Here is a 24,520-nt window from a genome sequence, read left to right as displayed (position 1 = left end):
TTCAGACGTCGTCCCTGCCGAACCGGGGACGACCGGGTCGAGAAGGAGAATCATCCTTGCGTCGCGTACTGCTGTTCGACATCGACGGAACGTTGCTTCTGACCGGAGGCGCCGGCAGACGGGCGATCCAGATCGCCATGCGCGAGGCCTTCGACATTCCGGAAGCCGCCGACGTTCCCATTCACGGCAGCACCGATCGCGGCATCGCGCGGGACCTGTTCGAGGCTCACCGTCTGGTCGACGACGCGCCGGCATGGGAACGCTTTCGCGACGCCTACCTGACGCAGCTCGCTTCGATCCTGACGACGTGCGACGGAACCGCGCTGGCCGGCGTGCCGACGCTGCTCGAACAGTTGGTCGATCGCGAAGGGTACGGGCTGGGGCTCCTCACGGGAAACGTCCGGCAGGGCGCCCGGCTCAAGCTCGACCGCTACGGCCTGACGCACTTCTTCGACCGGCATCAGGCAGAGATCTGGGGCGGCTTCGGCGACGAGCATCCCGAGCGCGACGACGTCGCTCGCGCGGCGCATGCCGGCCTCAGCCGACAGTTCGGCGAATCGGACTGCGCCGATCGCGTCTGGGTGATCGGCGACACGCCGAACGACATTCGCTGCGCCCGGGCGATCGGCGCGCGGGTCATCGCGGTGGCGACCGGCGCGACGCCGCTGGAAGAGCTGGCTCAGCTTCGCCCCGATGCGGCCCTTCCCTCGCTCGAAGACGCCGAAGCCATTCTGCGACTGCTGGAAGCGTGATCGTATGAATCCGCCTGCCGACGATCTCTACGCGTTTCTGAAGCTGCCGCCGACAGCCGAACCCGACGCCGTCCGCGAGCGGATCGCGCAGACCGAGCAGCGTCTTTCGGGAAAGCATGGCCTGACGCTGACGGAACTCTCCCGGCAGCGGGCTCTGCTGCTCCAGGCGAAGCGCTGGCTCCTCCCGGCCGATCGCCGGGCAGAATACGACCGGCACCGTGCGAGCGGACCGAACCCCGTCGCGGCGAAAGACGCTGCTCAGAAACCGGTCGCTCGGTCGATCCCTCCCGCGGCTCCGGTTGCTGCAGCAACTCCTGCGAAAGCGACGCCTGGCCCGTCGAAGCAGGTAACCACGACGAGAGCCGCGACGGCGCCGCCGGCCAGCGCGACGACGATCGCGCCGGACGATCAGGACGAACAGGACGCGTCGCCCTCCTTCTGGCTGTCGCTCCCGGTCCTGGGAGGGGCGCTCGCCGCGGCGACGATCCTCGCGTTCGCGATCTGCTTTGGGGTTCTCTGGGCGCTGAGCGGACCGGACGGCGACGCTCCGACGGCGACCGACGCGCCGGTCGTGGAAGCGGCTCCGGCGAGCGTCGTGGAGGAAATCGACGAGGCGCCGGAGGCGACCTTCATTCGCGCCGACGCCAGCGACCGCATCGTGTTGACGCCGACGAACGCCAGGTTGATCGGGCCGACGATTCGGCTGGACGGCGCGGAGAATCCGCCGCGGATCGAAAACTGGACTTCGTCCGACGCGATCGAATGGGAATTCGAATCGCCCAGCGCGGCGATCTACCAGGCGACGCTCGAGTACGGAATGACGCCCGAGAGCGAAGGCAACCGCTTGAAGATCACGGCCGGATCGGCCGCGTCGACGCGAACTGTCGGGGCGGGAGCCTACGCGGACGGAACGTATCGCGACGTCTTCTTTCTGAAGATCGAAAAACGGGGACCGGTGACGCTGAAGATCGAGCCGCTCGACGTCGTCGGCCCCGAGCTGATGCAATTTCGCAACCTGACGCTCGCCCCGCGTCAGAAGACGGCCGCGCCGTAGGCGCGCGGGCGTAGCCTTTTCGCCCCATCGACGGGAGCGGCGACGCTCCTTGCAGCTAGCCGCTCCTTGCCCCGCCGACCGGTCCGGTCGGGCAAACTGGCGAACTTCAGGGGCCGCTGCACGACGTTACGATCGAACTCTTCTGCATTCTCGACGACGGTTCGTCCGATGAATCGTCAGGACCGTCGCGATCGACGCGACCGGCAGAGGCGATTCGTTCCGAAGATCCGGCAGAGCCCGAACGGCTTGCCCGCCCTGCAAGGCGACCCCGACCCTCGCCGGGGGACCTTCGGCTGACCGACGTGGCTTTTTTTCGACAAGTCGCGTTTGCCGCGCCGCGGAACGTAGCGCACGTTTCCTGCAAGCGACAGGAAGTTCCGGAAACGCGCCGAACGAGGCCTCGCCGAGGAATCGCCGCCGCCTTCCGCCGCTTCGCGGATCTCCGCCATGGAATGCTGTCGCGCGGGTCATCGCGTCGAGCCGCACAACGTTAAGGACGGAACAATGAAACGGATCGTAATGCAATTCGCCGGCCTCTGGCTCGGCGTGTCGGGCGCCATCTGTTGCGCGCAGTGGAACGGCCCCGCCTTCGGAAACACCTACCGCGTCGCCTACGCGAATCAGGATCCCATGCCGGCCCCGCCGGCGCTGGAAGACGCTCTGCCGGAACCGGTCGCCGCGGACCGGTCGGTCATGTCGGGCGAACCGGGAATGCCGATGTCGGCCGGCCCGATCGGCTACGAACAGAACGTGTACGCAAACGGCGCGGCCCCCGGCTATATCGGCGGCGGCTACGGCGGCGAAGGCTGCTGCGAACCGACCGACCCCTGCGCCGGCGGCCTGTGGGACGGCTACTGGAGCGCCAAGCGTCACTGGTGCCAGAAGGGTCACGGCTGCGGTCACCACGGCCTGCTGCCGCAACTGAACTGGACCGGCGGCTGCTGCGCTCACCGTGCCTGCTTCGGCGCCGGCGTCGGCGTCGGCGGCGATTGCTGCGGAGCGGGCATCGGCGGACACGGCCTGTTCGGAGGCCACGGTCACGGCCTCGGACTGGGTCATCTCGGCCACGGCGCCGGATGCGGCTGTGCGGAAGAAGTCGTCCAGGAAGATTGCGGCTGCGAGCCCTGCGGACATGGTTGCGGCCACCGCAACTTCCTTCCCCAGTTGAACTGGACCGGCGGCTGCTGTGCTCATCGCGCCTGCTTCGGCGGCGGAGTCGGCGTCGGCCATGTCGGTCACGGCTTCATGGGACATGGCCATCACGGCGTCGGCGTCATGGAAGAGGGTTGCTCCTCCTGCGGGAACTGAATCGATCGGGTCGACTGATCAGGCCCGCTCCGTTCGAAACTCGAAAACCAACGAACCTCGTCGCTCATCAGCGGCGAGGTTTTTTCGTTGGTTCGAAAGCGTGAATCGCCGTTCGTAAACTTCGGCTCGGCAGGACCTTCGCTTCGCACGGATCTTCCGGATCCCCTGGTCCCCGCGGACGATCAGGACGAATCGGATCAAGCGGCGTCCGAGGGCGAACCGATACCTAGGTTGCGACACCGTCGGGACAGGGACAGCAGGAGGTTCCTGACTCGCAATGGCCACGCCGTACCGAGGGAGCGGGACCGGCGTGGCCCCTTTTTTGCGCTGACGTCCGGTCGTATCGAGAGCGTCACGCGCGTGCCACGGCTGGCTTGTCCAGCCGTGCGAGCGACGTTCCCCATTCGGCACGGCTGGGCAAGCTCGATGTTCCGCTCGCTCCGGGTGGCACTGGCTTCGCCAGTGTCGATACGGGGTTAGCGCTGTCCATCGAAGCCGATCTCGACCGGGGCCAACACTGGCAGAGCCAGTGCCACCCGAAGGAGACGCACGCTCTGCGCTACCTATCCGCGCGGGATGCGTCTCGCCGAGCTAGCGCCGCCTCGCGAACTCTCGTCGCGGCTTGCTGGCCCGAGCGGATGCAGAACGGGATGCCGACGCCGCGGTAGGCGTTCCCCGCGATCGCGAGACCGGGCGACGCTTCGACCAGCCGCTCGATCGCAGCGACACGATCGAGGTGGCCGACGTGATACTGCGGCATCGTGCGATTCCACCGCACGACCTCGGCGAAGATCGGCTCGCCCTGGATGCCGAGTAGCTGGGTCAGCTCCCCCCTGACCAGTTCCGCGAGTTCCGCGTCGTCGCGTTCGAGCAGTTCGGGCTGAAGCGCTCCGCCGACGAACGTCCGCGTCAGGACGGAATCTGCCGGCGCCCTGCCCGGGAACTTCACGCTGGCGAAGCTTCCGGCCAGGATCTTTCGCCCCTCGACGTGCGGCACGACGAGGCCGAATCCGTCGAGCGAACGGGCGATCTGCGCTTTCTTGTAGCCCGCGACGACGATCGCTGCGCTGGCGTGCGTGATCTCATTGATCGCGGATGAAAGTTTCGGCTTCGCGCCCGCCAGCAGCTTCGCGGCGACATGCGAAGGGGTCGCGATCACGACTGCGTCGTACGTCTCCCGCCGTCCGTCAGCCAGCTCGATCGACCAGGTTCCGTCGTCGCCCTGCTCGATGGCGGAGACGGAGGTTCGTCGATGCATGGCTTCCGCCGGCAGCGCCGCCGCGATCCGGCAGATCAGCTCCCGCATCCCGCCCTTCGGCGCGACGAAGCCGCCGTACCGGGCGCCGCTTTCGTTCGTACCAGCGCCGCTTGCCGCATGCTTCGGCTTCGCCAGGGTCGCGGCGACGATGCTGCCGTGCGTCCGCTCCATCTCCAGGAATTGCGGGAGCGTCGCCTGCATGCTCAGCTTCTCCGGGTCGGCGGTGTAGATGCCGCCGATCAAGGGCTGAATCAGTCGCTCGTAGGCTTCCTTTCCGAAGCGTCGCCGCGTGAAGGAGGCCAGGCTTTCGTCGTCGTCCGACTCGCGTCGCCGGACGAAGCGCTCCCGCGCCATGCGCAGCTTGCCCGGGATGCTCAGCAGGGGCGACTTCGCGATCGGCCACCACTTCGACGGCGCCAGCAGCGTGAAGCCTTCCGGCACCGGATAAAGCTTCCCGCCCCGCACGACGAACGCCCGGCGAAACCGTTCGTTCGTTCCGACCAGTTCGCTCTCGAGCCCCAGATCCCGGCAAAGATCGCGGGCCCACGGCTCGCGGACGGAGAACATGTCTGCCGCGCGTTCGATCAGGAACGCGTCGCGTTGCTCCGTCTGCAGGATGCCGCCCAGTTCGTCGCCGGCGTCGAACAGGTCGAAGGCGACAGCTTCCCCCGACGCCTGCCCGTTCGCCTTATGCAGCTCGAACGCCGCCGCCAGCCCGGAGATTCCTCCGCCGAGAATCGCGACGCGAGGGGAGCGAGGATCGCGCTCGCTGGCGAGAGGGGACATGCTGGGGTCGAAAAAATGAACGAGTCGGACCGCATCAAGTCCGGCTCGTTCGGGTGGCGCTGGCTCCGCCAGTGTGAAGCGGGAAACAGCCGTCCCCGATAGTCGAACTGCTCCGGGGACAGCACTGGCAGAGCCAGCGCCACCCGAAGGAGCGAATGACATCCGACGCTGGTCGGTCTACTAAAGCTCCCGCACGTAAATATTGCGGAAGTAAAGCGTGTTGCCGTGGTTCTGCAGTTCGATGGTGCCCTTCTCGAGCAGCGGCTCGCCCCGCTTCCAGTAGTTCTCCAGCGGCGTCTCGTCGACGACGGTCTTGCCGTTCAGCTTCACCGTCACCTTGTCGCCGACCATCTTGATGTAGAAGGTGTTCCACTCGCCGACGGGGTTGTCCGCGATCTCGCCGAGCGGCTTGCTGGGGTTCTTCTGATTGTTGTAGAGACCGCCCGAGCCGATGTTATTCAGCGCCGGATCCCAGATCTGCACCTGCGGCGTGCCGCGGAGGTAGATGCCGCTGTCCCCCTTGGGCTCGATCTTGAAGTCGACGTAGAACTCGAAGTCGCCGTAGTCCTTCGCCGTGACGAGGCTCTTGCCCGATCCGTCGAAGACGAGGATGCCGTCCTTGACCTGCCAGTCCTGCTTCGCCGCTTCGTCGGCCTCGGCCTGCAGCTTGGCACGTTCTTCCTTCGAGAGTTCGGCGATCTTGTAGGGATTGCCGTCGAGCAGCATCCCCTGCCAGTTCGTCAGGTCCTTGCCGTTGAAGAGGAGCGTGAATCCCTCAGGCGGCGTGTTGAGCTTCGTCTCTTCGGCGAAGGCGATCGTCGAACTGACGGCGAACAGAAACGAGGCGGCGAGCGTCGCGACGCGCATGGTGCAGACCTTTTCGAAGGGGCGGGAATCTCAGGCGGGCGAGAACGGAGTCTATTCTAGGCAGCCGAAAGGACCGTTGCACGCAGGCAGAACGGAGCGGCCGCCTACTCCACCCGCCGGAAGATGCGCTGCCGTTCGTGCGACTCCAGCCGTTCGACCTTGGGGCCGTAGCACGACTCGAACGCGTCGATCGCCCGCTTCGGCACGATCCATTCGACGCGGGGAGCCTTCGGATAAGGCGCGTAATCGTAGTCGTCGCAGATCATCACGCCACCGACCTTCAGCAGCCGGAACGTCAGCGCCAGATCGGAGAAGACGTCCCACGTGTAGTGGCTGGCGTCGACGTAGATGAAGTCGAACGGTTCCAAGCCGTCGCGGACCATCTCGACGTACAGGGCCGTCAGGACGTCGAACGAGTCGCCCTTTCGGACGTGAACCTTGTTCGGTCGTTCCGGCGTCGCGATCAGATGCCCGAGGTTCGCGTGAAAGAACTGATCCTGCCAGACGTCGTCGAAGCGGTCGACGGCGACCATCGTCGATTCCGGATGCTGCAGAAACCGCTCGATGAAGGCCAGCGTCGAGCGACCCTCGAAGACGCCGATCTCCATCGCCTTCGTCGGCAGCGTCGTCCGATCCCCCAGGGCCGCCTCCCAACTGGGAAGGAAGCGATCGGTCATGTTGCGGGTGAACTTGGGCGTCTGGACTTCGGAACCGGACAAACCAATACCTGAACGTCGGAGGATCGTCGAACCCGCCGAAACGCGCGACGGCGGAGGGAATATCGTAGCGAACGACGCTGACCTGCGGCGATCGGAAACGACCGTAGGGTGCGGCTCGCCGCACCTGTCGCTGGTACGACAGTCGATAATGATCCGCTATCGAACCGGAACCAACATGGCGTCCGCTTGCGTCGAGTCGTCAGCGAATGGACGTCGAAGAGTGCGACGAGTGACTCGTTCACGAGGAGGAGTAAGTTGGATAGCCAGAAATCATCCGAACTCTACGGATTGACCCACGGCTGGAGAGCTATCGGCCAAGCCTCGACAAGGCCAAAATGATTGAGACGGAGGAGATCGCCGCTCAGTCGCCCCTCTTGTCCAGATTCATTTCGGACCTTTGGCTTGAATGGGTCAGCGCCGCGCATGTAGTGTCTCTTCCTTACTACGGAGTGCTGATCGCCGAAACTTTCGTTAAGTCGCTCAAGGAGACCCGACTTCAGAGTCAACCGCAGGTGCGATTGGTCAAGTACCTGATGGCGCACCTGAGCAACCACGTCGTCCTCGATTCGAAGACGACCGCCGACCTTCAGCAAGTACTCGCCAACCTCTACAACGAATGGCTTTCGCGAGACGCAGAGGTGCCGTTCCCTCGTGAGGACATGTGGGACGCGTTCATTCACGATCAGTGCGACGAGGGTCGGGAATTTGCGTTGAGCGTCTGGGCCTCGGAGAGGCTGACCTACGCCTCGGTGTATTACGCCTACGAGCACTTTCTCGTGAAGTGTGCGCAGGTTCGAATACCAGGCGAGAGGCTTCGCGCCACAAACCAAGATTGGCCGAAACGATTTCGGGAGGCCTTCGGCGAAAACCTTCTCTCGCACTGCTGGAGCACGCCTCAGATCTACTTGGCACGCGAGATCCGCAACTCAATCGTTCATGCAGGCGGGCGTGTCACCAAGCCACTAGAAGGTCGCGAAAGGGAGCACGAGATCGTCATTGTCGACGATCACCTACAGATCTTCCCGAGAGACATCAAGCATCTTCACCTGGCCTTGAGTGAACCTGTGCAACGTCTGGTGAAGCACGCCGTTCAACTTCCGGAGTTCAGAACGTAGCCGCGCACACGACAGTCGATCATGATCCCCCGTCGCGCCTTAGTCGACACGGCGTACGCCCGTGCCGATTCGTCCGCTAAGCGATTACGAGGGCAGTGAGAACGTCAGGCGCCGCTCGCCGCACCCTACGAAAGGCGCCGGCGTAGCTTCATGCGCTTCACTCCGTGAAGTACCGGTACTTCACGATGCAGCCGAGCGTGGCGAGCAGGTCGCGCCAGCCGATCTTCTTCCCTTCGGCGTACGAGCGGGGCGAGTAGCGGATCGGCGCTTCGGCGAAGCGGGCCTTCTTCCGCGCGAGACGCGCGGTGATCTCCGGCTCGAAGCCGAAGCGATCCTGCTCCCAGTTCACGCCGGCGAGGGTCTCCCGGCGGAAGACCTTGTAGCAGGTCTCCATGTCGGTCAGGTGCAGGCCGGTGAAGAAGTTCGACAGGTGCGTCAGCGCCCCGTTGCCGCAGCGATGGAGCAGCGACGTCTGCGGTCGCTTCGCGTCGAGAAACCGCGAACCGTAGACGACGTCGGCCCAGCCTTCGAGGATCGGACCGAGCAGCCCCGGAATGTCCGACGGATCGTATTCCAGGTCGGCGTCCTGAATCATCACGACGCTGCCGGTCGATCGCTCGAAGGCGGTGCGAAGCGCGGCGCCCTTGCCCGCGTTCTTCTCCTTCAGAACGACCTTGAACGGCGACACGCCGTCGAGCCGGGAAAGAATCTGCCGCGAACGATCCGTGCTGCCGTCGTCGACGAGGACGATCTCCATCGGCACGGGCACCGCCAGCAACTTGCTGAGCAGCGTGGGGAGCGAACGCTCCTCGTTGTAGACCGGGATCAGCACGCTCAGCACGAAGCCCTGCGGATACCGCGCGGCCGCGGCGGCCTGTTCGTTATGGCCCAGCGCTTCGGCCAGCTCGTTCTTCAGCCGATCGAACGTCGAATCTACGGCGCGCCACTGCCCCGTCACCGATCGCGGCGAGGGAGGCGACGGCGGACCGACTTCGCCTTCGGCTCCGTGCATGACGATCGACGCGAGGGGTTTCGAATCGGACGAATCGGCTGGATCGTTCATGGTCGGGAAATTCAGCGAGGGTTCGCGACCGCGATCGGCGGCGTCATGACGGGGGAGGCGCTCTCGACGAACTGCGGCTCGTCCTGCGCCAGATTCCTGGGAAGCGCGGGCCAGGCGACGCTGCCCGTCTGCTTCGCGTCGGTGACCGAGCGCAGGTCGGGCGCGAGATATCGCGGCGAAGCGGGATCGTCGAAGACCGTCCGGCGGCCCCAGAGCTGCGCCAGTTCGTCCTGATACAGGAGCGCCCAATCGTCGGCGCGAGCCTCCAGGTTCCTTACCGAGTCGGCCTGGCCCCGGTTGAGCAGGACCAGATCGGGCGAACGGTAGGCGAGCGCGAGATCCGGCGCGTATTCGGGCACCGCTTCGCTGCGCGTCCGATCGGGCGTAGGCGGACCGAGGATCAGGTCGTAATGGAGGTCGATCACTTCCTGCGGATAGCACGTGCAGAGACGTCCGTCGAACTGGACGCGACTTTCCGGGAAGTCTTCGCGCGGGACGCAGAAGGCGGCGATGGCGTACTGCGACCAGTTGTAGGTGACGATCAGCTTGCCGCCGAGATCGTGCCGCTCCATGAACTCGAATGCGGAGACCGGATAGTGCGATCGCGGCACAGAGAGCCGACCGACGCGTTCGTAAGTCTTCCACCCCAGCACGCCGACGACGAACAGAAAGCCGCACGCGACGAGCGCGCCGAAGCGTCGCGAAACGGTCGGCGTCTGCGTCAGGCGAAAGGCGCCGGCGGTCGCCCGGTCGAGCACGTCCTGCACATGCCCCGGCATCCAGAACGCCAGCGCGAGCGCGAAGAACGGAATGTGCCGCAGGTGTTCGACGGCCTGCCAGAGAATGATCAGCAGGATCACGACGTGCGTGAAGTCGCGCGACTTGCGACTGAACAGCAACGCCGTGGCGAAGACAGGAAGCGTCAGAAAGAACGGCAGAAAGTCCCGGTCGAACATCGACGGCGGAAGCCACTCGACGATCTCGCCCCGCGAGCGACCGAGCCAGCCGACGAACCAGCCGTGCAGTTCGTAGCTGTACGGATTGATCAGCGTCGCGACCGCGACCGCGGCGATCATCAGGGCGAAGCGTCGCACCAGGCCGCCCGCGTCACGCCCCTTGCGACAGACAGCCTCGACCGTGCGCAGCGACAGGTACGCGATCAGAATGCAGCAACCCGCGACCCATCCGCCGTGCGAATTGGTCCAGACGACCATGATGACCGGCAACGCCCAGAGGGCCCGCAGTCGCTGCGAGTCGTACGTCAGGGGATCGGCTTCCGTGCCGACGCTCTCGCGTTTGCGCAGATCAGGCCAGCGGAGATGCCACTTCCCTTCCCATCCCGCGAACGCGTACTGCAGCACGCCGAGCGCGGCGGTGAAACAGAGGAACGTCGCGAGCTGCGGACGGGGGCTCCAGAAGGGGGCCATGTTCCACGCGACGAGCAGAACGATCGTCGACGTGACGACCAGTCCCGCGCCCGCGCGAAAGCAGCCCCGGGCGATCACGAGCAGCAAGAGGGCGCCCAGCAGGAACTTGCCGATCAGCAGACCGACGGGCCCGACCGAATCGATCGTGGAGGCGAGCGCCAGTTCGGTCAGGTTCTCGTGATTGATCCAGGGAAAGTTTTCGACCGTGTAGGCGTAGGTCGTTTCGCGTTCCAGTCCATCGCGAAGCGCGTCGCGACCGAACTGCACGTGGCCCCACAGATCGGGGTCGGCAGGCGGCGGGCACATCATCGCGGCGCCGCACCAGACGACCAGCACGAACAGGCCGGCGCGAATCGCCGTCCAGCCGCGGACGTCCTTCGACGACGCTTCCGGCGACCGCTCTGCCGCAAGCGTGCGGAACGGCGCGAAGAGTCCGGCGAGTAAGCTCGGCGCAGCCATGGCGGATCGGCAGAAGTCTGGCCGGAAGAAACGACGGCGCCGAAATGTCAGCGCGCGGAATGCCCGGCAACTCTACCCCTCGTTCGCGGACCGCCTCCCGCGAAGTCGCGTTCAGCCTGGTCCGACGGGTCGACCTCGATCGTTCTCATCCGCAGGATCGTCACGACCGAACGGGCGGTCGGCTGATTGCGATACAATGCAGGCGACCGACGCGGGTTCGCTCCTCGTGTCGGACGCGCCCGAAACTCGATAGCGACCTCGCGATTCCGCTTATGAACTCTCCAGCGCCCGGCGCGTCGAACGCCGTCTCCGTCGAGATCGACGGCGTTCGGCTGAAGCTCAGTCCGGCCCACGTTCCGACGCAGGAATGGATCGGCCAGCGGGAGATCCTGCGGCAGCTGCTCGCCTGCTGGCTGACGGTCGACGTCAAGGATCTCCCCCTGACGCCCCGCCTGATCGGCGCTCCGGGCATCGGGAAGACGGCGCTCGCCATCGCAGCCGCGCAGGCCCGCAAGCAGGAGCTCTACATCTACCAGTGCACCGCCGACACGCGTCCGGAAGATCTGCTGGTGACGCCCGTGCTGGCCGAGTCGGGAAAGATCGCCTACCACGCCTCGCCGGTCGTGACGGCCATGCTTCGCGGGGGCGTCTGCGTCCTCGACGAAGGGAACCGGATGAACGAAAAGTCGTGGGCCAGCCTGGCCCCGCTGTTCGATCACCGGCGCTACGTCGAATCGATCGTCGCCGGCGTAACCATCAGCGCGCATCCCGACTTCCGGGCGTGCGTCACGATGAACCAGGACGACTCGACGTTCGAGATTCCGGATTACATCCTCAGCCGGTTGCAGCCGGGATTGCCGCTCGGCTATCCGTCGCGCGACGACGAGATGGCCATCCTGCAGTATCACCTCCCCTTCGCCGAGAACGAGTTGCTGGCGCTGACGCTGGACTTCCTGCAGCAGTCGCATCAGATGCAGCTCGACTACTCGCCGCGCGACGGGATCAACCTGCTGCGCTTCGCGATGAAGCGAATCCGCCAGGATCCCGATCACCCGCTGTCGATCGACGTCGCCTGGCGCGAGGCGCTGGAACGTTGCCTGGGCGACGAAGCGCTCGATCTGCAGGCCGCGGCGGAACGTCGCCGCCGGGCGCTGGGAGGCGAATCGACGCCGCTCGGACTGGGCGACCTGTTCTTCGACGCCGATCATCCGCTCCATCCCGATCACGACGACGACGAGGATCTGGACGACGAACTGGATGACGACTTTGACGACGAGCTCGACGATCTGGATGATGAATCTGACGATCGCTAATGCGTTCGATCGGACGCGGACGATCGCTGACGCCCCTGTAGGGCTGGCGCCCTCGCCTGCCATGAACCCGATTGCCGCTGTGACGGCAGGCGAGGGCGCCAGCCCTACGGGAACGACTCGCTGCATGCCTCTACCGTCACGACGGTGATCATCGACGGAAGAACCTGAACCATGTCCGTCGCTGCCGATCCGTTTCGTCTGACCGACCGCATTACGCTCTTTCCCGTGCTGCACGGAAGCGGCGATTACGCGCTCGCGGCGCGGGCGTATCTGCTGGACGGCGACTGGGACGCGCTGGCCGTGCCGCTGCCCCCGTCGATGCAGCGGCTGGTCGAAGAAGGGATCGCGGAACTCCCGCATCCGAGCGTGGTGATCCAGCGACATCATGAGCCGGCCTTCGAAGGCTTCTCGGAATACGAAACCGACGAAGAGCGAAGCCCCCGCCGCAAACCCTTCGTCGCCTACGTCGGCATCGATCCCTGTCAGCCCGTCATCGCCTGCCTGCGGACGGCCATGCAGGAGCGGCTGCCGCGGCTTTTCCTGGAGCGGGAACAGGAAGACTACGTTCCGTTCGAGACGCCCTACGCCGACGCCTTCGCGCTGAAGAAGGCCTCGCCCGCGCGGCTGGCCGCGACGCTTCTTCCGGCGGTCGAGCGCCCGGTGCTTCCTTCGCAGCGACGGCGCCTGGCCTACATGGCGCAGCGACTGCGGCATCTGGAACGCGATCACTCCCGCATCCTGGCGATCTGTTCCTTTCCGGAGTGGGTCTGGCTCCGGAAGGCCTGGTTCGATCAGACGCCTGCCGAGCCCGACGAGGAACCGCTCGTCGCCGAACGCTTTCACGTCGATCCGAAGCAGCTCATCTTTCTACTGGGCGAGATGCCCTTCATCGCCGGTCTGTACGAACGGGCGCGTCGGGAATGGACCGACGACGAGCGGCTCGGCGTCGACGGCGTGAAGGAAGTGCTGATCGCGGCCCGGGGCGCTTACTACGCCGACTTCGGCAAGCGGGCCAGGAAGATCACGCCGCAGCTCTTGCGAACGTGCCTGAAGTACATCCGGAACCTGACGCTGCTCGACCGGCGTCTGGCGCCCGATATGTACACGATCGTGCTCGCAGCGCAGCAAGTCTTCGGCGACTCCTTCGCGCTTCATATCGCCGAAACGATCCGGACCTATCCCTACGCAGGGGAGACGTCCGAGCCGACGATCGCATGGGGCACCGACGCATGCGTTCTGCCGGAAGGCGACAAGCGCCGGACGTATTCGCGATTGCCTCACTCGGGGTCTCAGTGGCGCTCGATCCAGCTTCGGCGTCGACCCGACAAACAGGACGAGGAACGCTGGACCCAGCGCTGGAATCCTTTTCGCCAGTGCAGTTGGCCGCCTGAAGACGACCGGATCGAAACGTTTCGCGCCAGCGTCTTCCAACGGGCGCTGGAGACGGCGGGACTGGACCTCGCGCGGACCGAGAAGTTCACGACCAGCGTGATGGACGGCATCGACATCCGCGACACGCTGAGGCACTGGTACGAGAATCAGATCTACGTGAAGGTCCTGCCGCCGAATCGGGGCTTTCTCGACGCGGCGGTGATGCTGTTCGACGTGCCGGCCGATCCGCGGGACTATCCCTGGCGATCGACCTGGTTCGCCGAGCACGACGAGGAATCGACGCTCGCCTTCTTCGCGTCCGACTTCCGCAAGAAGCCGGTCGGACCCGGAGTCTGCCAGGCGTTCTACGGCGGGTCGCTGTTCCTGTTCCCGCCGATCGCGATTCGGGACATCTGGACCGACCGGACGTTCGACTTCACCACGACGCTAGAGGAACGCCTCCTCGCCGCGGCCTGCTACTACGCCAAGGCGCCGCACGTGGCCGTCGTCAGCGACGCCATCCCCGGCGCCGGCTGGAGAAAGCTGGCCCGCCGGTACCGCAAGCGACTGATCCACGTGCCGCTCGCCAAGTTCAGCGGATCGACGATCGAGCAGCTCCGCTACTTCCACGTCCTGAACGGCAAAGAGATTCGGTCATACGCCGCAAGGTTCATCCGCGATGCGTAGTCAGATCGAATCTAAAATAGACATCGAAATGACTTCATTTTTCGTTCGTATGCCGGGCATGCCGAATCGTTTTACATCGACCTTAAGCTATTTCGCATAAGCAGCTTATGGCCGCTACACCCACCCATCGGAGCTAGTTCCGGCACGAGCCGAGCATTAACGATTCTGCGTCAACCACGCTTCGCCGCTTGCGAAGCCCATCACTCTGACGCGAAGGAATCCTGAGATGCTCGCTCGTCTGACTCTTCTCCGCTTCTCGTTCGTCACCGCGGCGCTGCTCGCCGCTTCCGCCGTCGGCTCGGTCGCGAACGCGAACAACCCCTCCGGCATGCTCCTGGGCGTCTACGCCTTCGAGAACTGGCAGGGCCTGCGGGTGACCGGCACGATCCCCGGCTACTCTGCCCATGGCCGACTGTTTCCGAACGACGTGCTGCTCCAGGCGACGACCGACGGCGTCGACGTCTACTGCATCAAGACGATGGACGAGATCGAATGGGCGAAGGACCAGATCGGTCCGAACATGCCCGCGGCGATCGAGTTCTTCCGTCCCGGGGTCGGCCTGATGTACGCCTGGGTCGAGTTCCAGCCGATCGGGGGCGGAGTGATGGCCTACTCGCAGGAAGGGATCGCCATGATGGCCCAGCCGAAGTTGAAGGCGAAGTTCTTCCTCGAATCGGAGAAGCCGGGCGCCAAGCTGATGTTCCAAGGCGGCAAGATCGGCCTGCCGGGACCGAAGCCCATGCCCAAGCCGATGCCTCTCCCTCAACCCGAGCCCCCGGTCGTGAAGCCCTTCCCCTTCCCGAAGCCGGGCCCGGTGATCAAGTTCCCCAAGCCGCAGGTCGATCCGAAGCCGATGCCCAAGCCGGGCCCGGTGATCAAGTTCCCCAAGCCGCAGGTCGATCCGAAGCCCGGTCCGGGCATCGACCTGCCGAAGTTCCCGATCAAGAACGCGAAGATCAACCCCGGCGACCTGTTCAAGAACTGATCGAGTTTCTGAAACAGATCCCTACATCCTGAAAGCTCGCGAGGGCGTCGGTCAGTCGATCGACGCCCTCTTTCGTTTTCGGTCGCCTACGAGAGCAGCCACCAGCCGTAAGCGAGGCAGGCCGCCGCGAGAGCCCCGATGAACAGCAGCGACAGGATGGGTCTCCAGACGTTTCTCCGCACTCGGGCGATCTCGCCCCCGCACGCGGGACAGACCTTCGGCAACGGCTCGGTCAGCCTCGCTCCGCAGGAACAGTGGATGCGCGAGCGGGGCATATTCCTGCCTGTCTCCTGTCGACGAACCGCGGACTACGCCTTCAATTGCTTCGCCGCGGCGACCGAGGCTTTCATCGACTCCAGGCCCTTCGTCGCGACGGCGAGGGGGTCCTGCTTCCAGTAGTTCGGGTTGAACAGTTCCAGCGAGAGCGAGCCGCTGAAGCCGTTGGCGAACAGGGTCGCCAGGATCTGCGGCACGGGCGCGACGCCGTCGCCGCAATAGACCCGGTCGGCGTCGCCGATGGTCTCCCGCGCGATATCGGGATAGTCGTTCATGTGAAAGTTGTGCATCGCCGCGCCGCTGATGAACCGCACCGCGTCGAAGTCGTTGCCGCCCTTATAGAGGTGGTAGACGTCGGCCAGCACGCACGCCTTGGGATGATTCGCGGCGATGGCGACGTACAGGCACTCCGACAGTTTCGAGAGCGTGGCGGAAAAGCCCCAGACTTCGATCTGCGGCGTGACGCCCGTTACGTCGCCCACTTCGAGCAGCGCCCGGTAACGTTCGGCAATGGCGTCGAAGTTCGTCATCCGTTCCTTCGTCGCGTTCACGGGGGGCGCCGCGATCCGCTTGCCGCCGATCTGGGCGAGCAGGTCCATGTCCCGCTTCGCCGTTTCGAGGCCGGCCTTGCGCTCGGCCTCGTCATCAACGATCCAGGCCGCGAAGCCGATCGCGCTTTCGACGGTCAGCCCCAGATCCTTCAGCCGCTTATCGAGATCGGAAAGCTTGCCGCCCCCCTGCGTGTACTCGTCGATTTCGCGAATCCAGGGTTCGATCGCGTCGTAGCCCGCCTTCGCCGCGATCTCGATCCGGTCGACCAGCTTCAGCGATTCATGGCGAATCGTGCTCGTGTTGAGGCAATAGCGCACGCCGGGCGTCGCCTGCGAGGTCGGCTGCTCCGCGGCCCGGGTCGATTTCGCGGCGGTCGAACCCGCGGCAAGAACCCCGGCGCCTGCGGCCAGACCGAGGAGACAGTCGCGACGATTGGGAAGCGAAGACATAAAGCGGCGTCGCAGGAGGACGGGCGGAGAGGAGGGGTCGAACGGAGGTCGCTCGGCGGACAGTCGGAGCCAATTGTTCTTCCCGCGGCAGCCGATTGCAATCGAGGGGACCGCCGTCGCTTCCTCGACCGTACAATGCGACCACCGGCGCCGCGAGGACTGAACCGATCGTTCGCTTCGCGGGCCGCTTCGCCTCGACAGGACTCGACCCACTGCATGTGCGGCATCGCCGGAGCCGTCTGGAACGACCCGCGTCACGCGCTTCCGCGCGATGCGCTGGAGCGCATGACGCGCTGCCTGGCCCATCGCGGGCCGGACGACGAGGGCTATTTCGAGTCGCCGCTGAGGGACGATCCGGTCTACGGGCGCACGCCCGGCGTCGCGCTCGGCTTTCGGCGTCTGTCGATCATCGATCTGGCAGGCGGGCATCAGCCGTTCGCCGCGTCCGACGATCGGATGGTCATCGTCTTCAACGGAGAGGTCTACAACTACCGATCGATCCGCCGGCGGCTGGAAGGATCGGGCCACGCCTTCTCGACCGACAGCGACACCGAGAGCGTCGTGCGGCTGCTGCTCGACGAAGGGACGGCAGCGTTCGGATCGATGAACGGCATGTTCGCGATCGGCGCCTGGGACGCCCCGAAGCGGCGGATGATTCTCGCCCGCGACCGGATGGGGAAGAAGCCGCTCTATTACTACGCAGATTCCGAGCGGCTCTACTTCGCCAGCGAACTGAAAAGCCTTGCGCAGGCGCCGAACGTTCCGATGGAGGTCGACGAGCGGGCGGTCGACGAGTACCTGACGTATCAGTACGTTCCCTACCCCAACACGATCTTCAAGCACGTCAAGAAGCTCCCGCCCGGCTGCCTGGCCATCTATGAAAACGGCAGGCTGACGGTCGAGCGGTACTGGAGCCCTGACTGGAACGAAGAGCGACCGACCAGCGAAGCCGAGGCGATCGATCGCGTACGCGAACTCTTTCGATCGTCGGTCGAACTGCGGATGCAGAGCGACGTGCCGCTGGGGGCGTTTCTCTCCGGCGGCATCGATTCGTCGCTGACCGTGGCGATGATGCAGCAGCTTTCAGGTCGCGCGACTCAGACCTTCAGCATTCGCTTTCCGATCAAGGCGTACGACGAGAGCGACCAGGCCGAGCGGACCGCGGCATTCCTCAAGACCGATCATCGCACGTTCGACGTCACGCCGGACGATTTACAGATCCTGCCCGAACTGGTCGCTCACTATGACGAGCCGTTCGCGGACAGTTCGGCCATTCCGACCTGGCATCTCTGCAAGCGGACGCGGGAAGAGGTGACGGTCGCGCTCACCGGGGACGGCGGCGACGAACTGTTCGGAGGCTATCGGCGTTACCGGGCGCTGCAGCTCAGCCGGCGGCTCGATCGGCTGGGTCCGCTGAAGGACTTCGCGGCGGCGCCCTTCTGGCAGAAGATCCCGTCGACGTCGAACCGGCGGGACCTCGTCCGAAAATTCAAGCGCTTCAGCGCGTCGCTGGGTCGCCCTCCCGCGCGGCGGTACTTCGACTGGGTCTCCATCTTTCAGGAGAGTCAGCGCGCGGAGCTTTACACCGACGCCTTCGTCGACAAGCTGGGCGACTCCGATCCGTACGGCTTTCTGCAGCGGGCATGGAACCGCACGACGAAGCGCGACCCGGTCACGTCGGCGACGCTGACCGATCTGATGACCTACCTGCCGTGCGACCTGATGACGAAGGTCGATATGGCGTCGATGGCGCACAGCCTCGAGTGCCGGCAACCGTTTCTCGATTACCGGCTGATCGAGTTCGCCATCTCGCTCCCCCTGTCGCTGAAGATGCAGGGGAAGCGCCAGAAGCGGCTGTTGTACCTCGCTTTCCGCGACGCGATCCCGGAGGAAGTCTGGCATCGTCCGAAGATGGGCTTCGGCGTGCCGATCGGTCCGTGGTTCCGGAAAGAACTCCGCGGACTGGCCGAGAGCAAATTGCTGAACAGTCGCGCGGTCGCCCGCGGCTGGTTCGAGGAGCGAACGATCCGGCGTCTGTGGGAAGAACACCTCTCCGGCCGGTTCGATCACGACTATCGCCTGTGGGCGCTGCTCGTGCTCGAACTCTGGCTGGAGAAGTGGGGGCTGTAACAGGCAGTCCCGTCAGTTTCTGTAGGGTGGGCCTTGGCCCACCTGACTTGAACGCCATCCAATAGATCCCGCTGTTCGCTCTGTCGCTGATGGACTAGTCGTCAGCAATCGCTTTACGACCCTTCCGCAAATCAGCCACGATCTTCTGGCGATACTCGCGTTCGGTCGGGCCTGGATGCTGGAAGACGTAGGTCGCCTTAAACTCGTTGATTGCCCGATCCCACATTGGGCATGTCTGCGGAAGCGACGAGAGATCGTCTGTTTCCCCGTAGTAGATCGGAACCCAGCCTTTTTCCACTTCCTTGGCGTAGACGTAGAACGCCGGACCTTTCGGAAATCTGGCTACGTTCTCGACCGAATACGGATACATCGGGTAGTGAAAGATGCGATCCTTTCCCCACCAATGCGTGATCAAAGAGGGATCGTCCATTCCTCCGCTCCACGAGAGGCTTCGCCGTGAATCAGGCGACGACCAGATCGTAGCGGATCGCTCGAGCGGTGGGCCTTGGCCCACCTGACTTAAAGAATCGCGCTGTTCGCTCTGTCGCTGATCGATGCTCAAGGTGGGCCAAGGCCCACCCTACGAAACTCGTCGTTCTTCGATTCCGCAACTCCGGGTGTACGAAAAATGGCGACGTCGCCTGACGGGCGCTGAGGGTCGTCGTGGGCAAGGCGGAGCCGGGTATCTAGAATTCCGACTGCGCCACCTGGGCCCCGCATTCCCGCCAGATGAACGATAGGCGCTGTCCACTTGAGAAGGCGACACTTTTCTTTCTGCTCGCTCTTCCCGGGCGAGCGGGGAGATGGAACGCTTCCTCTGTAGTACAGCCACTCGCTTCAAATCGTGAGTCTCAAGAGGGTGCCACTGGCTTTGCCAGTGCTGGAACGAAGGACTCGGTCGGACATGTTGGACGATCGATCCAGACGCGGCACTGGCTGAGCCAGTGGCACCCGGTCCCCTTCGGCGACCCACACGTTTAAGCGAGTCGCTGTAGTAGGGTGGGTCATTGACCCACCTTTCCCTGTACGTCGGCATGCACTGACGGCGGATCGATGCCCCACCCTGCGAATTCGGTTCACCGCCCGATGACTTCGCGGTAGAGCGTCGCGTACCGTTCGACCATCTTCGCGACGGAGAATTCCTCGCGCATGCGTTCGCAGCCGGCGGCGCCCAAGCTGCGGGCGAGCGCGGGATCGCCGAGCAGGCGGTTCATCCGCCGGGCGAACTCTCCGCGGTCGCCGACCGGGACGAGAAACCCGGTGACCCCTTCGACGACCAGTTCGCGGTTGCCGGGGATATCGCTGGCGACGACGGGCAGACCGGCCGACATGCCTTCCATCACGGCGTTCGACTGGCCTTCGTACGAACTGGCGAGGCAGACCATATCGAGGTGCGGCAGGATCGCCGGCACGTCGCTGCGCTCTCCGAGGAAGCGGACGTTCTCCTCGATCCGCACGAGGAAGCGATAGCGCTCCAGCGAATGCCGCTGCGGGCCGTCGCCGATCACGATCAGGTAGGCGTTCTTATGAACGTTGTTCAGCAGCTCCGTCGCCCAGATCAGATCCTTCACCCGCTTCTGCGGCCAGAGCCTGCCGATCGCGCCGATCAGCCTCGCATCGGGCGGCAGTCCGAGCGACTTCAAAAACGCTTCCCGCGACGGGCTGCCGACGGCGGCGAAGGGTTCGACGCCGTTGGGGATCACGCGGAACTTCGCCCGCGGGATGCCGGCCTTTTCATAGAAGGCCTGCGTGCCGAGGCTGTTGACGACGATGCAGTCGCTCTTCCTGGCGAGACTGCGGTCGATCGCCAGTTCGTAGCCCCGCTTCCAGGGATCGACGGAGCGCTCGCTGCCGATGACGTGCGGCACGCGGTTGGCGAACGCCGCCGCGCGACCGTAAGCGTTCGCGGCGAAGAGCCAGGTCTGCACCACGTCGGGCTGAAGCTTCGCGATCAGTCGACTCAGCCGGCGGTAAGCGAGCGGATCGATCTTGAGCTTCTTGTCGATCCGGTGGACGGGGATGCCCGCGGCGAGCAGTTCCTTCTCCCGCGGTCCGCCGCGAGTGAGGAGCGCGACGTGTACGTCGAATTCCTCCCGCGGCAGCCCCTTCGCGAGCAGGACGAGCTGCTTCTCGGCCCCGCCCCGATCCATCGTCGGGATGATGTGAAGAATCCGTTTCGTCACGGGAAGTCGCTTGCCCTTCCTTCAGCGAAGGCCGTGAATGGTTCTTCGATCATCGGACGATCCGTTTTCGGGTGCCCGATCTTATGCCACATCCACCGAAACTCGCCGATCAACTCTTCGCATTCGCCCGCCTCCATTCGACGAATCGCGGCGATCAGCATCTCTTGAGACGCATTGTTCAGCCGGTAGTTCGTCTCGAGATCCTCGGCGTACGCCTTTAACGTCAGGTGTGAGCCCGTGACGAATGCTCCGCACGCGGCGAACCATAACGCCATCCCGAGTCCGGCGACATATCGCTGCCAGGGCTTGCCGCTGCTCTCTGCCGCGATCCAGATTCCGATCGGAACGAGCGACGTGACCACAGCGATAAGTACGAAGAAAACGATATCCATTAACCGAATCGCAAAGGCGCCGGGACCGTCGGAGGAGCGAAATCCATTCGAGACCGACGATCGTTATCGAAGACAAACTTCCGAATCCGTTTCGTCGCGGGACTACCGACATGCCGCGTCAGCGGCGCTCCTTCGGGTGGCACTGGCTCCGCCAGTGTTTCGGACAGCTAGTGCAGACTTCCCATCGGCAACGGTTCGACGCGAAGCAGGTCAGGGTCGATCGTCGAATCATCGATCAGATAGTATCGAGCCGACGACGACTTCCAGTCGATCGCCCGTTCGCAGAGTCCGCGTTTGACGGGATTAGCGTGAAGGTAATCGAGCGCAGCGGAGATCGCTTGAGGGGAGTAGAGGTTCCGATCATAGCCGGCGCCCGCCTGCCAGAAGCGAAAGCAGCTTTTGCCAGGGCGTTCGGTTACGGTCAGGCGAGCTGCGAGCGTCGGATCGCTTCTTGAAATCTCCTCCTTCATTTGCTTCGAGAACGGCTGCTTGATTCGGGCGAGATAGCGGCTGAGGTCGGGGATCTTCTCCGGCGAGTACGCCAGCAAGTGAACGTGCTCGGGCATGAAGACGAAGGCGGTTAGTACGATGCCTGTCTCATCGCCGGCCGCGTCGATGCAGCGGGCAAGGGTTCTGCGTCGCGATTCTTCGTCTAGCAACGGCAACTGGCGATAGCAAGAGAAGGTGAACTCGTGGAGATGCCCGGGCTCGTGGTAACGGACGAGGCGTTTATGGTCGTCCATGGGCGAACTCGCTTCGGACCGGCGAATCGTTATCGCACTGGCAGAGCCAGTGCCACCCGAAGGAGCGGGACTTCAAGTCCAGCTCGTTATCGAGAAGCTCTGGTGGGCTCAGATTTACGCCAACGCCTCGGGGGACTTTCGTCCCCCGCTCAGAGTGGACTGTCAGGCGACCGAATCAAACCTGCTCCGGCAGTTCCCACGGCGAGCGATAGGGACGCGTCTGCCAGGGGGCGGCGTCGCCGGCGAGCTTCTCGGTCTTCGGATCCCACTGGATCGTCTTGCCCAACCGGGCGGCGATGTTGCCGAGGTGGCAGACGGTCGCGCTCCGGTGGCCGATCTCGACGTCGCAGATCGGCTTCTCGCCCGACACGATGCACTCCAGGAAGTTCTTGTGGTGGTTCTTGCTCTCGTAGAGCTTGACCGTCCGCTCGACTTCCAGGATCTCCGGCGGATTGGCCGTGATCTTGCCGCGGGTGACGAACATCTCGCCCTTTTCGCCGACGAAGGTGGCGCCGACGGGGCAGTCCTTCTCCTGCTGGCCGACGACCAGTTCGATGCCGTCGTCGTAGGTGTGGACCAGGCGGAAAGACTCCGTCACCTCGTGCCACATCTCCGGATGGAACTTGGCGTAGAGAACCTTCGTTTCGATCGGACCCGATTCGTCGCGACCGAGCGCCCACTGCGCGATGTCGATATGGTGGGCGCCGAAGTTCGTCATCTGGCCGCCCGAGTAGTCCCAGAAGAACCGGAAGTTGTAATGGACCCGGTTCTTGTTGTAGGGCCGCTCCGGAGCCGGCCCGAGCCACGTCGCGTAATCGAGTTCCGCCGGCGGGGCGCTGTCGGGAACGGGCTTGCCCGGATGGTTCGACTTGGGCAGGCCGACGCGGACCTGCTTGATCTTGCCCAGCGCGCCCGACTGGACCAGTTCGCAGGCCTGGCGGAACTTGTCGTCGCTCCGCTGCTGGGAGCCGGTCTGCACGACGACGTTGTACTTCCGCGCCGCTTCGACCATCTTGCGACCTTCGTCGATGAAGAGCGTCAGCGGCTTCTCTACGTAGACGTGCTTGCCCGCCTGGCAGGCGTGGATCGTCTGCAGGGCGTGCCAGTGATCGGGCGTGGTGATGACGACTGCGTCGATATCCTTGCGATCGAGCATCTGGCGATAGTCGCCGAAGACCTCGCAGTCGTTGCCTGCCTCTTCCACGATCTTCGCCGCAGCGGCGGCGCGGGTCGAATCGACGTCGCAGACCGCCACGGCGTGCGACTTGAACGCGTTCAGGTTGCCCTTCCCCTGACCGCCGACGCCGATATGGCCGGTGCGGATGCGATCGTTGGCGCCGAACGCCTTCGACGGAACGAAGTAGGGAGCGGCGAAGAGCGCGGCGCCCGTCGTCGCGGTCGTCGTCAGGAACGAGCGACGCGTGAAATCGTGCTTGGCCACGAGCGTCAAGCCTTTCGTGCGGAGGATGCGAAGGGGAGTCCGTAGAGAAGCGCCTCGCCCGCAGGCGAAACGAGCGTTCGTTCAGGGTAGTTTAGCGGCTCCCGACCATCCAGCGCCGCGTGAAGCCGGGTCGCTGCGGAGCTACCATGGGGCGACGCGTTCGCTCGTTTTCCGCCGCTTCTCGGAAGGGTTCTTTTCCATGCGTCTTTTCGCGATGGCGCTGCTGTCGATGCTCCTCGGCGGCGCCGGTTCGGCGTCGGCTGCCGAGTACTGGCTCTTCTACCTGGGGGGCCAGTCGAACATGGACGGCTACGGCCAGAACCGCGAGCTTCCGCCCGAATTGCAGAAGCCGATCGAGGGCGTGCGGATCTTCCTCGGCAACCACAGCGCCGACGGCCAGCCCGTCGACGGCAACGGCGAGTGGGCGGAGCTCAAGCCGGGCTACGGCATGGACTACCGCTATCAGAACGGGCAGGCAACCTATGGCCAGCGCTTCGGCGTGGAGTTGACCTTTGCGCAGAAGCTCCGCGAGGCGTTCCCGGACAAGAAGATCGCCCTGCTGAAGTATTCCCGCGGCGGAACGTCGATCGACGAGGCCGCTGCCGGCGTCTTCGGAAGCTGGGATCCGCAGTTCGTCGGAGGCGAAGGCGCGGGCAAGGGCGTCAATCAGTACGATCATTTCCTTGCCGCGGTCCGCAACGCCTACGCCGCGGGGGACATCGACGGCGACGGCGAACCCGACACGCTCGTCCCCAAGGGCATTCTCTGGATGCAGGGCGAAAGCGACGGCGTCAACGAAGCCTCCGCAAATGCCTATCGCGAGAACCTCGGCGAACTGATGAACCTGATCCGCGCGGCGTTCCGTTACGACGATCTGCCGGTCGTCGTCGGCCGCATTTCCGACTCAGGCAACAACCCGTCAGGCAAGGTCTGGCAGTTCGGCGACGTCGTTCGCGAAGCCCAGGCGTCCTTCGCGAATGAAGATGGCCACGCCGCGCTCGTGACCTCGACCGACGACTACGGCTACAGCGATCCCTGGCATTACGACAGCGCAGGCTATATCGATCTCGGCGGCAAGTTCGCCGAAGCGACGGTGGAGCTGATCAAGCAGTAGGCGAACGGAGTCGTTCCCCGGCGAGCGGAGGGTGTCAGCCCTCCGTGTCTTCTGCACGACCAGCGATCCGGACTCG

The 24,520-nt window shown here is 64.6% G+C and carries 21 protein-coding genes; 9 read left to right on the top strand and 12 right to left on the bottom strand.

Translation table 11 applies throughout. The features are described from left to right. The first annotated feature begins 56 nt into the window (after window positions 1–56). The 3 genes from SH602x_RS12450 (at window position 57) to SH602x_RS12440 (ending at window position 3,114) form a co-directional block, all read left to right on the top strand. Window positions 57–752, top strand: coding sequence for an HAD family hydrolase (locus SH602x_RS12450; RefSeq protein WP_479472616.1), 696 nt, complete (start codon window positions 57–59; stop codon window positions 750–752). Window positions 753–756: 4 nt separating this feature from the next. Further along, window positions 757–1,806, top strand: coding sequence for a hypothetical protein (locus tag SH602x_RS12445; RefSeq protein WP_479472615.1), 1,050 nt, complete (start codon window positions 757–759; stop codon window positions 1,804–1,806). A gap of 504 nt (window positions 1,807–2,310) precedes the next feature. After that, window positions 2,311–3,114: a hypothetical protein gene (locus SH602x_RS12440; protein WP_479472614.1), complete on the top strand. Its 804-nt coding sequence runs from the start codon at window positions 2,311–2,313 to the stop codon at window positions 3,112–3,114. A gap of 559 nt (window positions 3,115–3,673) precedes the next feature. On the opposite strand, the gene hemG is transcribed toward SH602x_RS12440, so the two are convergent. The 3 genes from hemG to SH602x_RS12425 all read right to left on the bottom strand — a co-directional run bounded on the left by hemG (window position 3,674) and on the right by SH602x_RS12425 (window position 6,744). Beyond that, complete coding sequence (gene hemG, locus SH602x_RS12435) at window positions 3,674–5,158, bottom strand: protoporphyrinogen oxidase (RefSeq protein WP_479472613.1); 1,485 nt, start codon at window positions 5,156–5,158, stop codon at window positions 3,674–3,676. A 180-nt stretch (window positions 5,159–5,338) separates the two neighbouring features. Next, the gene (locus SH602x_RS12430) at window positions 5,339–6,025 is read right to left on the bottom strand and encodes a 3-keto-disaccharide hydrolase (protein WP_479472612.1); all 687 of its coding nucleotides are present in this window, start codon (window positions 6,023–6,025) and stop codon (window positions 5,339–5,341) included. A gap of 104 nt (window positions 6,026–6,129) precedes the next feature. Continuing rightward, window positions 6,130–6,744 carry a class I SAM-dependent methyltransferase gene (locus SH602x_RS12425; RefSeq protein WP_479472611.1) on the bottom strand — a complete coding sequence of 205 codons (615 nt, stop codon included), beginning with the start codon at window positions 6,742–6,744 and terminating at the stop codon, window positions 6,130–6,132. Window positions 6,745–7,079: 335 nt separating this feature from the next. Between SH602x_RS12425 and SH602x_RS12420 the strand changes: the two genes are divergently transcribed. Further along, window positions 7,080–7,859, top strand: coding sequence for a hypothetical protein (locus SH602x_RS12420; RefSeq protein WP_479472610.1), 780 nt, complete (start codon window positions 7,080–7,082; stop codon window positions 7,857–7,859). A 157-nt stretch (window positions 7,860–8,016) separates the two neighbouring features. On the opposite strand, the gene SH602x_RS12415 is transcribed toward SH602x_RS12420, so the two are convergent. Together SH602x_RS12415 and SH602x_RS12410 are read right to left on the bottom strand one after the other, a co-directional pair. Next, window positions 8,017–8,922, bottom strand: a complete 906-nt coding sequence (locus SH602x_RS12415) for a glycosyltransferase family 2 protein (RefSeq protein ID WP_479472609.1) — start codon at window positions 8,920–8,922, stop codon at window positions 8,017–8,019. A gap of 11 nt (window positions 8,923–8,933) precedes the next feature. After that, window positions 8,934–10,808, bottom strand: a complete 1,875-nt coding sequence (locus SH602x_RS12410; protein WP_479472608.1) for a hypothetical protein — start codon at window positions 10,806–10,808, stop codon at window positions 8,934–8,936. Between the two features lie 272 nt (window positions 10,809–11,080). Between SH602x_RS12410 and SH602x_RS12405 the strand changes: the two genes are divergently transcribed. The 3 genes from SH602x_RS12405 to SH602x_RS12395 all read left to right on the top strand — a co-directional run bounded on the left by SH602x_RS12405 (window position 11,081) and on the right by SH602x_RS12395 (window position 15,164). Further along, the gene (locus tag SH602x_RS12405) at window positions 11,081–12,121 is read left to right on the top strand and encodes an AAA family ATPase (protein ID WP_479477084.1); all 1,041 of its coding nucleotides are present in this window, start codon (window positions 11,081–11,083) and stop codon (window positions 12,119–12,121) included. A gap of 171 nt (window positions 12,122–12,292) precedes the next feature. Then, on the top strand, window positions 12,293–14,179 hold the full coding sequence (locus SH602x_RS12400; protein ID WP_479477083.1) for a hypothetical protein: 1,887 nt from the start codon (window positions 12,293–12,295) through the stop codon (window positions 14,177–14,179). Between the two features lie 226 nt (window positions 14,180–14,405). Continuing rightward, complete coding sequence (locus SH602x_RS12395; RefSeq protein ID WP_479477082.1) at window positions 14,406–15,164, top strand: hypothetical protein; 759 nt, start codon at window positions 14,406–14,408, stop codon at window positions 15,162–15,164. An 86-nt stretch (window positions 15,165–15,250) separates the two neighbouring features. Here SH602x_RS12395 and SH602x_RS12390 read toward each other — a convergent pair whose 3' ends face one another. Continuing rightward, a complete protein-coding gene (locus SH602x_RS12390) occupies window positions 15,251–15,439 on the bottom strand; it encodes an FmdB family zinc ribbon protein (RefSeq protein ID WP_479477081.1) in 189 nt (62 codons plus the stop codon). Between the two features lie 33 nt (window positions 15,440–15,472). After that, entirely contained in the window at window positions 15,473–16,441 is a 969-nt protein-coding gene (locus SH602x_RS12385; RefSeq protein WP_479477080.1) for a sugar phosphate isomerase/epimerase family protein, read from the bottom strand. Between the two features lie 216 nt (window positions 16,442–16,657). Here SH602x_RS12385 and asnB point away from each other — a divergent pair, with 216 nt between their 5' ends. Next, complete coding sequence (asnB, locus tag SH602x_RS12380; protein WP_479477079.1) at window positions 16,658–18,571, top strand: asparagine synthase (glutamine-hydrolyzing); 1,914 nt, start codon at window positions 16,658–16,660, stop codon at window positions 18,569–18,571. 94 nt (window positions 18,572–18,665) lie between these two features. Here the strand turns inward: asnB and SH602x_RS12375 are convergent, their stop codons facing one another. The 5 genes from SH602x_RS12375 to SH602x_RS12355 all read right to left on the bottom strand — a co-directional run bounded on the left by SH602x_RS12375 (window position 18,666) and on the right by SH602x_RS12355 (window position 23,330). After that, window positions 18,666–19,001, bottom strand: a complete 336-nt coding sequence (locus tag SH602x_RS12375) for a hypothetical protein (RefSeq protein ID WP_479477078.1) — start codon at window positions 18,999–19,001, stop codon at window positions 18,666–18,668. 646 nt (window positions 19,002–19,647) lie between these two features. Further along, window positions 19,648–20,754, bottom strand: a complete 1,107-nt coding sequence (locus tag SH602x_RS12370; protein ID WP_479477077.1) for a glycosyltransferase — start codon at window positions 20,752–20,754, stop codon at window positions 19,648–19,650. Next, entirely contained in the window at window positions 20,751–21,146 is a 396-nt protein-coding gene (locus SH602x_RS12365) for a hypothetical protein (RefSeq protein WP_479477076.1), read from the bottom strand. The genes SH602x_RS12370 and SH602x_RS12365 overlap by 4 nt, the downstream gene beginning before the upstream one ends. A 167-nt stretch (window positions 21,147–21,313) precedes the next feature. After that, the gene (locus SH602x_RS12360) at window positions 21,314–21,889 is read right to left on the bottom strand and encodes an REP-associated tyrosine transposase (RefSeq protein ID WP_479477075.1); all 576 of its coding nucleotides are present in this window, start codon (window positions 21,887–21,889) and stop codon (window positions 21,314–21,316) included. A gap of 175 nt (window positions 21,890–22,064) precedes the next feature. After that, window positions 22,065–23,330 carry a Gfo/Idh/MocA family protein gene (locus tag SH602x_RS12355; RefSeq protein ID WP_479477074.1) on the bottom strand — a complete coding sequence of 422 codons (1,266 nt, stop codon included), beginning with the start codon at window positions 23,328–23,330 and terminating at the stop codon, window positions 22,065–22,067. A gap of 199 nt (window positions 23,331–23,529) precedes the next feature. Between SH602x_RS12355 and SH602x_RS12350 the strand changes: the two genes are divergently transcribed. Beyond that, on the top strand, window positions 23,530–24,444 hold the full coding sequence (locus SH602x_RS12350) for a sialate O-acetylesterase (RefSeq protein WP_479477073.1): 915 nt from the start codon (window positions 23,530–23,532) through the stop codon (window positions 24,442–24,444). Window positions 24,445–24,520 lie beyond the last annotated feature (76 nt).

Source organism: Lignipirellula cremea (assembly GCF_056501455.1).
Note: the sequence above shows the minus strand (reverse complement) of the source record. Positions and strands in the feature narration are given on the sequence as shown.